Source organism: Oxalicibacterium sp. (assembly GCF_035565035.1).
Classification (GTDB): domain Bacteria; phylum Pseudomonadota; class Gammaproteobacteria; order Burkholderiales; family Burkholderiaceae_D; genus Oxalicibacterium.
Genome location: NZ_DATMTD010000060.1, coordinates 1 through 11,886 on the forward strand (window position 1 = coordinate 1; position 11,886 = coordinate 11,886).

Annotated in this window: 9 protein-coding genes; 4 read left to right on the forward strand and 5 right to left on the reverse strand. The window is 57.1% G+C overall.

What is annotated here, in order from left to right; translation table 11 throughout:
• Window positions 1–7 precede the first annotated feature (7 nt).
• From VN114_RS05365 to folD, 5 genes are all read right to left on the reverse strand, one after another.
• The gene (locus VN114_RS05365; protein ID WP_325512745.1) at window positions 8–391 is read right to left on the reverse strand and encodes a hypothetical protein; all 384 of its coding nucleotides are present in this window, start codon (window positions 389–391) and stop codon (window positions 8–10) included.
• Window positions 388–813: a DNA polymerase III subunit chi gene (locus tag VN114_RS05370; protein ID WP_325512747.1), complete on the reverse strand. Its 426-nt coding sequence runs from the start codon at window positions 811–813 to the stop codon at window positions 388–390. Before VN114_RS05370 ends, VN114_RS05365 begins: the two co-directional genes overlap by 4 nt.
• Before the next feature lie 52 nt (window positions 814–865).
• Window positions 866–1,477 carry a glutaredoxin family protein gene (locus VN114_RS05375; protein WP_325512749.1) on the reverse strand — a complete coding sequence of 204 codons (612 nt, stop codon included), beginning with the start codon at window positions 1,475–1,477 and terminating at the stop codon, window positions 866–868.
• Between the two features lie 92 nt (window positions 1,478–1,569).
• Entirely contained in the window at window positions 1,570–3,660 is a 2,091-nt protein-coding gene (locus tag VN114_RS05380; RefSeq protein ID WP_325512751.1) for a M3 family metallopeptidase, read from the reverse strand.
• Window positions 3,660–4,508 (reverse strand): bifunctional methylenetetrahydrofolate dehydrogenase/methenyltetrahydrofolate cyclohydrolase FolD, encoded by an 849-nt coding sequence (folD, locus tag VN114_RS05385; RefSeq protein ID WP_325512752.1) that lies wholly within the window; start codon window positions 4,506–4,508, stop codon window positions 3,660–3,662. The genes VN114_RS05380 and folD overlap by 1 nt, the downstream gene beginning before the upstream one ends.
• 319 nt (window positions 4,509–4,827) lie before the next feature.
• On the opposite strand from folD, the gene aceE reads away from it, so the two are divergent.
• From aceE to lpdA, 4 genes are all read left to right on the forward strand, one after another.
• Window positions 4,828–7,524, forward strand: coding sequence for a pyruvate dehydrogenase (acetyl-transferring), homodimeric type (gene aceE, locus VN114_RS05390; RefSeq protein WP_325512753.1), 2,697 nt, complete (start codon window positions 4,828–4,830; stop codon window positions 7,522–7,524).
• A gap of 104 nt (window positions 7,525–7,628) precedes the next feature.
• A complete protein-coding gene (gene aceF / locus VN114_RS05395) occupies window positions 7,629–9,011 on the forward strand; it encodes a dihydrolipoyllysine-residue acetyltransferase (protein ID WP_325512755.1) in 1,383 nt (460 codons plus the stop codon).
• Between the two features lie 12 nt (window positions 9,012–9,023).
• Window positions 9,024–9,593 carry an MFS transporter gene (locus tag VN114_RS05400; RefSeq protein WP_325512757.1) on the forward strand — a complete coding sequence of 190 codons (570 nt, stop codon included), beginning with the start codon at window positions 9,024–9,026 and terminating at the stop codon, window positions 9,591–9,593.
• A gap of 96 nt (window positions 9,594–9,689) precedes the next feature.
• A complete protein-coding gene (lpdA, locus tag VN114_RS05405) occupies window positions 9,690–11,876 on the forward strand; it encodes a dihydrolipoyl dehydrogenase (protein WP_325512759.1) in 2,187 nt (728 codons plus the stop codon).
• The last annotated feature ends 10 nt before the right edge of the window (window positions 11,877–11,886 follow it).

The window sequence follows — 11,886 nt, forward strand, 5'->3', positions numbered from 1 at the left end:
GAAATACTTATTCTTTGGAAAGCTGGAGTTTTTCGATCTCTTGCGCTACCGCTTCTCTGACCAGTTGTTCCAAAGTTTGCTGCAGGTTGCGGCGAATGTCGGCAACCGCACCTTCGATGCTGGCAGCGAGGCCGTCGCGAACCTGCTGTTCGAGTACCGGATTGATGTGCTCCATCAATTGCGTCAGCGTGCGGGCACTGACTTTTTGCTCCATCCGCGTCCATTCCTCGTCGAGCCAGCCGTTGATCGGCGCGGTGGAATCGGCCGGTAACGCATCTTCAACCGGATTTTCGTAGATGACTGGCGTTTCTTCCACGCGGGGCACGACTTGCGGCGGTTCGATGATTTCGGTCAGAACCGGAATGCCGGCGTCTTGTGCGGATTTGTTCATGTGTTCTCGGCGACGAAATGGGTCAACGGATAACCGCGTTGCTTGTAGTAACTGTAACGCTCGCGTCCGGCAGATTTGTCCGTATCTTCCGAAGACACGATTTCGAACATGCGTTCGAAACGTGCGAAATGAGTCGGCGGTGCGTCGGACAGGTTGATCAGTATCTGATGATGCGGCGACTCCATCGCAGGATCGTCGGTCAGCAGAATCGGCGTCTGTACGGCGAGCGCGTCATTCATGTTCACGTGCGGCAAGAAGTCCTGTTCCGAGAACGTCCACAGCAGATCGTCGAGTTCCGCCAGTTGCGCACGATCCTTCGCAAGAATCACGATGCGAAAATCGGCGTTGCGCGCCTTGCGGGCGAGACGGCAGGCGTAGGCGATCTTGCTGGGAACATTGCTGTGGAAATCGATACGCGTCATGGCTGCAGAAAATGGTTGCGAGATGAGTCGCTCAAAAAGTTAGAGAAATGAATCAAAAACGGAAACCCGGTGGTGCATTACCGGCGGCAGGCGGACGGTCGCTTGGCGTCGATGGCGTTTCAGTTGCTTCTGCGGGTTTCGGCTCGGCGGCTTTCTTTGGTGCGGCGGCTTGCGGTGGCGGATTGCGATACGTACGGGGCAATTGATTTGTCGCCGGATAGCCGGCAGCCGTCAGCGCCGCGTTCCATGCATCCGGATCGGCACCGGTCTGCTTTTTCGACCCGATGGTCAGAAACGGTAACTGTTGCGTACCGCCGGCCTGTTTCAGGCGCGCGATGTCTTCATTGCTGGTGACGGTTTTTTCCGTGAACGGAATGCCGCGTCCGGTCAGGATGGTGCGGCCGCTGTCGCAGGCTTCGCAATTGCTTGTCGTATAAAGCGTGACCGGATTGTTGCGCACGGCTTCCGCCAGTTCGAACGACAGACCTGCGGTGGAGGCGCTATTGGTGGTGACGGATTTTTCTTCCACTTTTTTTGCAGAAGAGGGCGGCGGTGTATCACTGTACGTGATCTTGCCGTCCGGCCCGACCCATTTATAGAGTTGTGCATGCGCACTGGCCGAAACCACGAGCGACAGCAACAGCAATGACCATCTGTTTTTCATTTTCATCGTCCCCGTTTTTGAACGCAAGCATTGCAAATCAATTCCGGCCATCAATACCAATCACGGCGTCGATGCCTGATGAGCGATGTCGATCAGGCCGCCATGCCGCTGTGACGCAGCAATGCATCGATGGCCGGTTCGCGACCGCGGAATGCCTTGAACGATTCGATTGCCGGACGCGATCCGCCCATTGCCAGAATTTCGCGCAGGAAGCGAGCACCGGTGGCTGCCGACAACACGTTGCCGTCTGCCTTGCCGGCTTCCTCGAATGCGCCATAAGCATCGGCCGACAGGACTTCCGCCCACTTGTAGCTATAGTAACCGGCCGCATAGCCACCGGCAAAGATGTGCGAGAACGAATGCTGGAAGCGATTGAATGCCGGCGGCGTCATCACCGAAACCTGCGCCCGTACACCGTTCAATACGTCCTGAACGGATTGCTTGCCGTTCGGGTTGTAGTCGTAATGCACGTGCATGTCGAACAGCGAGAATTCCACCTGACGCAAGGTTTGCAGGCCGGACTGGAAGTTCTTGGCGGCGATCATCTTGTCGTACAGCGCGCGCGGCAACGCTGCACCGGTATCGGCGTGCGACGTCATGTGTTGCAGCACATCCCATTCCCAGCAGAAGTTTTCCATGAACTGTGACGGCAGTTCGACCGCGTCCCATTCGACACCGTTGATGCCGGAGACACCGACTTCCTCGACTTGCGTCAACATGTGATGCAGACCGTGGCCGAATTCGTGGAACAGCGTGATGACTTCATCGTGCGTGAACAATGCCGGTTTGACCTTGCCGTCGACGGTCGCTGGTTCGGTGAAGTTGCAGGTGAGATAGGCGATCGGCGTCTGGATGCGGGTTTCGGTTTGCTGTTCCGATCGTTGTCCGACGCGACGGCGGCCGCGCGCATCGTCCATCCATGCGCCACCGCGTTTGCCGTTGCGTGCGTACAGATCGAGATAGAACTGTCCGATCAGCGCGCCGTTTTTCTCGATGCGGAAGAATTTGACGTCCGGATGCCAGACCGGCGCTTCGTCCGGTTTGACCGAAACGGAAAACAGCGTTTCGATGGTGCGGAACAATCCTGCAATGACTTTCGGTTCAGGGAAGTACTGCTTCACTTCCTGTTCGGAAAACGCGTAACGCTGCTCACGCAGTTTTTCCGACGCATAGGTCACGTCCCATGCTTCCATCTGTTCGATGCCGAGTTCCTTTTGCGCGAAAGCACGCAGCTCGGCCAGATCCTTTTCTGCAAACGGGCGTGCGCGTTTTGCGAGATCCTGCAGGAAGCCGATGACCTGATCCGGCGTTTGCGCCATTTTCGGTACCAGCGACACTTCGGCAAAGTTTTTATACCCCAGCAGCTTTGCTTCCTCATCGCGCAGTTTCAGGATGTCGACGATGTTCTGCGTGTTGTCCCATTCTGGATGATTTGCTTGATCCGATGCCTTGGTTGCATTGGCGCGATAAATCGTTTCGCGCAGATTGCGGTTGTCCGCATATTGCAGGATCGGGAAATAGGACGGGAAGTGCAGCGTGAATTTATAGCCGGGTTTTTCGTCTTTTTCCGCGGCGGCACGTGCAGCTTGCTTGACGTCGTCCGGCAGGCCGGCAAGTTCGGATTCGTTTTCGACGAACAAGGCGTAGTCGTTGGTGGCGTCGAGGATGTTTTCGGAGAATTTGGTTTGCAGCGCTGCCTGCTTTTCCTGGATTTCCGCAAAGCGCTGTTTTTGCTCTTCGCTCAGTTCTGCGCCGCCGAGGCGGAAATCGCGCACGGCGTTTTCGATGATCTTCTTGCGTGCAACCGAATAACCGTTGTAATCAGGGCCGAGTTGCAATGCCTTGTATTTGGTAAAGAGAACGAGATTCTGCGACAGCGCGGTCCAGAATTCGGTGATCTTCGGCTGGTTTTCGTTATACGCGGCGCGCAGTTCCGGCGTATCGACGACCGCATTCAGATGACCGACGACGCCCCATGCGCGGCCGAGTTTTTCTGTGGCATCTTCCAGCGGTGCGACGAAGTTTTCCCATGTAACTTGCGCGGTCTGAGCTTCAAGCTCCTTGACGACGTCACGACACTGCTCGAGCAGGCTGTCGATCCCCGGTCCGATATGGTCGGGTTTGATCGATGCGAATTGCGGAAGATCGGAAAAATCCAGCAGCGGGTTCAGGGCAATGTTCATCAGTGTTCTCTTTCCGCCGCTTCGATGGTGTTGACGAGCAGCATGGTAATGGTCATGGGACCGACACCGCCTGGAACGGGCGTGATGTGGCCGGCCACTTCCTTGATGTTATGGAAATCGACATCGCCGCACAGCTTGCCGTTGTCGTCACGGTTGATGCCGACGTCGATGACGATGGCTCCGGGTTTGATCATGTCGGCCGTCAAGGTATTGCGACGACCGGTAGCGGCAACCACGATATCTGCCTGCCGCGTGTGATAACCAAGATCCGGGGTTCCGCTATGACATATGGTGACGGTCGCATTGGCTTGCAATAGCAGCAGCGCCATCGGCTTGCCGACGGTATTGCTGCGACCGACGACGACGGCGTGCTTGCCTTTCAGGCTGGTACCTGTGCTTTCGATCAGTTTCATGCAGCCGTATGGCGTGCATGGGCGGAAGCCGTCGAGGCCGGTCAGCAGTTCGCCGGCGCTCAGGACGGAATAGCCGTCGACGTCCTTGCGTGGCGAGATCGCTTCGATCACCTTGGTTGGATCGATATGTTTCGGCAACGGCATTTGCACGAGGATGCCGTGGATTTTCGGATCTTTATTCAGTGCATCGATGCGCGCCAGCAAGGCGGCTTCGGTCAAATCGACGTCATATTTTTCGAGTAAAGAGAAGAGACCGTTGTCTTCGCAGGCCTTGACCTTGTTGCGCACATACACCTGCGAGGCGGGATCTTCGCCGACCAGAATTACGGCAAGACCGGGTTGTTTGCCTTTGGCCGTCAAGGCTGCGGCACGTTTGGCGACGTCGACACGTAGTTGTTGGGAAAGCAGGTTGCCATCGATGATTTGTGCGGTCATGAAAAAGAATGAATGTGAAGTTGAACGTTGAATGCGAAGAAGGTCTGATTATATAGAAGGAGGGTGGCGCGCTTGTCCGGACCGTTATGTAGTACTTCTATTTATATCGGTATCCAAGTGATCCAGTCCGATTGCCGAAAGTGCTGCGAAACATGTTGCTACGCCACATAATTTCACATTATGGAAAATGATATCGCAATTTGAAAATACTAAAAACTGCTGTTAAACTCCGAGCCGTTCACATGACAATGTGCAATCGCTTAAAACATCCTTGGCCGTTTTTACAAAGGACGGCTTCAAGATAATTCAGGAGACTATTATGTCAGCCCAGCTCGACCAGGTATTGGCCCAAGCCGCCAATGATCCCGATGTGATGGAAACGCAAGAGTGGCTGGATGCTCTCGAAGCGGTCATCGAAACCGAAGGCCCGGACCGCGCCCATTACCTCGTTGAGCGCATGATCGATCTGGCGCGCCGTCGCGGTGCGCAGGTTCCATTCTCGCCGACCACGGCGTACGTCAATACGATTCCCGCAGAAATGAGCGAGCCGTGCCCGGGCAACCTGGAGTACGAAGAACGCCTGCGTTCGTGGATGCGCTGGAACGCGATGGCGATGGTCGTCAAGGCCAATCGCGTCGACGGCGATCTGGGCGGTCACATTTCCAGCTTCGCCTCGCTGGCGAACATGCTGGGAATCGGCTTCAACCACTTCTGGCATGCACCGACCGAAGATCATGGCGGCGACCTGCTTTACATTCAAGGTCACTCGTCACCTGGTGTGTATGCTCGCGCTTTCCTTGAAGGTCGCTTGAGCGAAGAACAACTGATCAACTTCCGTCGCGAAGTCGATGGCAATGGCCTGTCGTCGTATCCACATCCGAAGCTGATGCCGGAATTCTGGCAGTTCCCGACCGTGTCGATGGGCCTCGGCCCGTTGATGGCGATCTATCAGGCGCGCTTCCTGAAATATTTGCAGGCGCGTGATCTGGCGAAAACCGACAACCGCAAGGTCTGGGTCTTCTGCGGCGACGGCGAGATGGATGAAGTTGAATCGCTGGGCGCAATCGGCGTGGCCGGTCGCGAACAGCTCGACAACCTCGTCATGGTCATCAACTGCAACCTGCAGCGTCTGGACGGTCCGGTGCGCGGCAACGGCAAGATCATCCAAGAGCTCGAAGGCGAATTCCGCGGCGCCGGCTGGAACGTCGTCAAGATCATCTGGGGTTCCAACTGGGATCCGCTGCTCGCCAAGGATAAAGAAGGCATCCTGCAACGCGTGATGATGGAAACGCTGGATGGCGAATACCAGAACTACAAGGCAAAAGACGGCGCGTACGTGCGCAAGCATTTTTTCGGCAAGCATCCAAAGCTGCTGGAAATGGTCTCGCGCATGTCCGACGACGATCTGTGGCACCTGATTCGCGGCGGCCACGATCCGCACAAGATCTACGCCGGTTTCAAGAATGCACAGGAACACAAAGGCCGTCCGACCGTCTTGCTGGTCAAGACTGTCAAGGGCTACGGCATGGGCAAGTCGGGCGAAGCCCGCAACACCGCGCACCAAACCAAGAAACTGGACGACGAAGCCGTGCGCGAAATGCGCGACCGCTTCGCGCTGCCGATCGCCGACGAGCATCTGGCCGACGTACCGTTCTTCAAGCCGGACGACGACGCCCCGGAAATGAAATACCTGCACGAACGTCGCAAGGCACTCGGCGGTTACCTGCCGCAACGTCGCACCCAAGCCGATGAAAAATTGCCGGTGCCGGCACTGTCGACTTTCAAGGCGATCCTCGATCCGACTGCAGAAGGCCGCGAAATCTCGACCACGCAAGCGTACGTGCGCTTCCTGACCATGTTGTTGCGTGATGAAAATCTCGGCAAGCGCGTGGTGCCGATTCTGGTCGATGAATCGCGTACCTTCGGTATGGAAGGTCTGTTCCGCCAGATCGGTATCTACAACCATCAAGGTCAGTTGTACGAGCCGGTCGATAAAGATCAGGTCAGCTACTACCGCGAAGACAAGGCCGGCCAGATTCTGCAGGAAGGCATCAACGAAGCCGGCGCAATGGCATCGTGGATCGCAGCCGCAACGTCGTACTCGACGAACAACCGCGTGATGATCCCGTTCTACACGTTCTACTCGATGTTCGGTCTGCAGCGTATCGGCGATCTGGCATGGGCAGCGGGCGACATGCGCGCACGCGGCTTCCTGCTCGGTGGCACCGCCGGTCGCACCACGCTGAATGGTGAAGGTCTGCAGCACGAAGACGGCCACAGCCACATCATGGCGTCGACGATTCCGAACTGCATTCCCTACGATCCAACCTTCGCGCACGAAGTCGCCGTCATCATGCATGACGGCATGAAGCGCATGGTCGAGAATCAGGAAGACGTGTTCTACTACATCACGCTGATGAACGAGAACTACGCGCAACCAGGTTTGAAAGAAGGCCAGGAAGCGAACATCCTGAAAGGTCTGTACCTGCTCCAGGAAGGTGCGAAGAAAGCGAAGCACCGCGTGCAGCTGATGGGCTCCGGCACCATCCTGCGCGAAGTGATTGCTGCTGCCGATTTGCTCAAGGACGATTGGGGTGTTACTGCCGACATCTGGTCCGCGCCATCGTTCACGCTGCTGGCACGTGACGGTCAGGATGTCGAACGCTGGAACATGCTGCATCCAGCCGACAAGCCACGCGTTGCACACATCACGCAGTCGCTGCAGGACACGGCAGGTCCAATCGTCGTCGCAACCGATTACATGCGCACGTTCGCCGAGCAGGTACGCGCTTTCGTACCGAAAGGTCGTACGTACAAGGTGCTCGGCACCGACGGTTTCGGTCGTTCCGACAGTCGTGCGAAACTGCGCGAGTTCTTCGAGGTTAATCGCTACTTCGTCACCATTGCCGCATTGAAGTCGCTGGCGGATGAAGGGGCGATTGCAGCATCGGTCGTATCCCAGGCCATCGCGAAATACGGCATCAATCCGGACAAGGCAAATCCTGTCACGCAGTAATTCCTGTTAGAGATTCTTCCTCTGACTGATCGGGGAATGCAGCATGCGCAGCAGCTGCTTCCCCGCAGTCATGATGGCGGTACGCAAACAAGCGGAGAAAAATAATGAGCATGATGGAAGTCAAAGTCCCGGATATCGGCGATTTCAAGGAAGTCGAAATCATTGAACTGTTGGTCAAGGTCGGTGACACGATCGCGGTCGATCAATCGCTGATCACGGTAGAGTCCGACAAGGCCAGCATGGAAATCCCATCCAGCACAGCCGGTGTCGTCAAGGAAATCAAGGTCAAGCTCGGTGACAAGGTCGCCGAAGGTTCGCTGATTCTGACGGTGGAAGCGGCAGCGGAAGAAAAGGCGGCTGCTCCTGCAGCGCCAGCGCCGGAAGCGAAGAAGGAAGAAGCACCGAAGGAACCTGCACCTGCTGCTGTCGCTGCGGCACCAGTCGCCACTCCAGTTGCGCCTCAGCCCGTGGCTGCGGTTCAACAGGCAGCTCCGCAGGCCGCACCTCAGCCGGCGACACCGCAATCGGCGACACCGCAAAGTGCGGCATCGAGCAAGGCGCATGCGTCGCCATCGATCCGCAAGTTCGCACGCGAACTCGGCGTTGATCTTGGCAAGGTTGCCGGCTCCGGTCCAAAAGGACGTATCACCCAGGAAGACGTGCAGGGCTTCGTCAAGTCTGTCGTGGCTTCCGGTTCTGCAGTTGCACCGACTGCCGCGGCACCAGTTGCAAAAGCAGAGGGTGGCGGTTTAGGCCTGTTGCCGTGGCCATCGCTGGACTTCTCGAAATTCGGCCCGACCACGCTGCAACCGCTGTCGCGCATCAAGAAAATCAGCGGTCCGAACCTGCATCGCAACTGGGTCATGATTCCGCACGTCACGCAGTACGATGAGGCGGACGTGACAGAACTCGAAGCGCTGCGCAAGTCGAGCAATGAAGCGCTGGCCAAATCGGGCGTCAAGGTCACGCTGCTCGCCTTTGTCATCAAGGCCTGCGTTGCCGCGCTGAAGAAACATCCCGAATTCAATTCATCGCTCGATGAAGCGGGCGAGAACCTGATCCTCAAGCAGTATTACAACATCGGTTTTGCAGCCGACACGCCGCAAGGTCTGGTCGTGCCGGTCGTCAAGGACGCCGACAAGAAAACCGTTACGCAGATCGCACAGGAAATGGGCGATCTTTCCGCACAGGCGCGTGACGGCAAATTGAAACCGGCTGACATGCAGGGCGCAACCTTCACGATTTCGTCGCTGGGCGGCATTGGCGGTACCTACTTCACGCCGCTGATCAACGCACCGGAAGTGGCGATCGTCGGTCTGTCGCGTACATCGATGAAACCGGTCTGGGACGGCAAGCAGTTCGTGCCGCGCCTGATCATGCCGTTGTCGCTGTCGTACGATCACCGCGTGATCGATGGCGCGCAGGGGGCACGCTTCGTCACTTATCTGAGCGAAATGCTGGCCGATTTGCGCAAGTCGTTGCTGTAAGGAGTTCCGCGCATGACAACCTGCGTCGTCGTCAAGAAGAACAATGAAATTGCGATTGCCTGCGATTCGCTGGTGACATTCGGCGATACGCGTCTGTCGAACGCGTACGAGGCCAACAACAAGATGTTCCAGATCGGCGAGTCTTACGTCACGCTGGCCGGTACGGCAGCGCATTTTCCTGTCATGCGCAAGCTGCTGACCGGTATGGGCGAAGACTGCAAACTCGATACGCGCGATGAAGTTTTTGATACGTTCAGCAAAGTGCACCAGATTCTGAAGGAGCAATATTTCCTGAATACGAAAGAAGAGGAAGACGATCCGTATGAATCGTCGCAGATTGCCGCGCTGGTAGCCAATCCGAGCGGTATCTACGGCGTGTATTCGTATCGTGAAGTCTTCAGTTTCGATCGTTTTTGGGGTATTGGCAGCGGACGCAACTTTGCGTTGGGCGCGATGTATGCAGCTTACGACGGTGCGGCAACCGCGCGTGATATCGCAGAGATTGGTGTCAATGCCGGTGCAGAGTTCGACAAGAGTACGGCAGGACCTTTTCAGATCATCAGTTTTCCGATGCAGAAATAGATCATTGCTGACCGGCGTCATTTACACGCATTCAGATAACAACTTGTTCCGCTTCACGTGATGCGGACGACGAAACAACAATACGGAGCGAAAGCGATGAGCACGATTGAAGTGAAAGTCCCCGACATCGGCGATTTCAAGGAAGTGGAAGTAATCGAATTGCTGGTCAAGGTCGGCGATACCGTCAAGGTCGATCAGTCGTTGGTCACGGTCGAATCCGACAAGGCCAGTCTGGAAATTCCGGCGAGCCACGCCGGTGTCGTCAAGGAAATGAAGGTCAAGCTCGGCGACAAGATCGCGGAAGGTTCATTGCTGTTGATTCTGGAAGGCGAAGCGGCCGCAGCGCCGGCGCCTTCGGCTCCTGCTGCAACACCGGCTGCGTCGAAGCCCGCGGCTGCTTCGACGGCTTCTGCGCCTGCAGTTACATCCGCTCCAGCCACAGCTGCGGCGCCGGCAAAAGCGCAACCCGCCGCTTCCGGCGGAACGGTTGAAGTAACGGTTCCGGATATCGGCGACTTCAAGGAAGTTGAAATCATCGAACTCCTGGTGAATGTGGGCGATACGGTCAAGGTCGACCAGTCCCTGATCACGGTCGAATCCGACAAGGCCAGCATGGAAATTCCGTCCAGCCACGCCGGTGTCGTGAAGGCATTGAAAGTAAAACTGGGCGACAAGGTCGGCGAGGGATCGCCATTGCTGACGCTGGAAGTCGCTGCGAGTGCACCTGTTACGCCGGCCGCGGCTACAACCGCATCTGCGCCAGCCAAAACATCGACACCGGCAGCGCCAGCGCCCGCACCCGCACAACCTCAATCGCCCGCAAGTGCAGCGCCTGCCGTCGCCAGCTTCAGCGGCAAGGCCGATATCGAATGCGACATGATGGTTCTCGGCGCCGGTCCCGGCGGCTACTCGGCAGCTTTCCGTTCGGCCGATCTTGGCATGTCCACGGTGTTGATCGAACGTTACGCGACGCTTGGCGGCGTCTGTCTGAACGTCGGCTGTATTCCATCGAAGGCGTTGTTGCACGTCGCCGCAGTCATCGACGAAACGGCATCCATGGCCGCACACGGCGTCACCTTTGGCAAGCCGCAGATCGATATCGACAAGCTGCGCGGCTACAAGGAAAAGGTCATCGGCAAGATGACCACGGGTCTGGCCGGCATGGCCAAGATGCGCAAGGTCAACGTCGTGCAAGGCGTCGGCCAGTTCGTCGGACCGAACCATATCGAAGTGACCGCAGCCGACGGCAGCAAAAAAACTGTGCAATTCAAGCAAGCCATCATCGCCGCCGGTTCCTCCGTCGTGAATCTGCCGTTCGTTCCGCAAGACCCGCGCATCGTCGACTCGACCGGTGCACTGGAATTGCGTCAGGTACCGAAGCGCATGCTCGTCATCGGAGGCGGCATCATCGGTCTGGAAATGGCCACCGTCTATTCCACACTCGGCGCACGTATCGACGTCGTCGAAATGATGGACGGCCTGATGCAGGGCGCAGATCGCGACATGGTCAAGGTCTGGCAGAAGTTTAATGAAAAGCGCTTCGACAAGATCATGTTGAAGACCAAGACCGTCGCAGTCGAAGCGTTGAAAGAAGGTATCAAGGTTTCTTTCGAAGCAGCAGAAGCAGGCGGCACCGCGCCAGAACCGCAGGTCTACGATCTGGTGCTTGTGGCTGTCGGCCGCAGCCCGAACGGCAAGAAGATTGCCGCCGACAAGGCAGGCGTTGCGGTGACCGATCGCGGCTTCATCGAAGTCGATGCGCAAATGCGTACCAACGTGCATCACATCTTCGCCATCGGCGATCTGGTCGGCCAGCCGATGCTCGCGCACAAAGCCGTGCATGAAGCACACGTTGCCGCAGAAGCCGCAGCCGGCGAGAAAGCCTACTTCGACGCACGCGTGATTCCATCCGTTGCCTACACCGATCCGGAAGTCGCATGGGTCGGCGTTACCGAAGACGAAGCCAAGGCCAAAGGCATCAAGCTCGAAAAAGGCTTGTTCCCGTGGGCTGCATCAGGCCGCGCCGTTGCGAACGGCCGTGACGAAGGCTTCACCAAACTGCTGTTCGACGCCGAGACACATCGCATCGTCGGTGGCGGTATCGTCGGCACGCACGCTGGCGACATGATCGGCGAGATTGCGCTGGCAATCGAAATGGGCGCTGACGCAGTCGATATCGGCAAGACGATTCATCCGCATCCGACTCTGGGCGAATCGATCGGGATGGCGGCGGAAGTGTTTGAAGGGGTGTGCACGGATTTGCCGCCGGTCAAAAAGAAGTAAGTAGATTGAT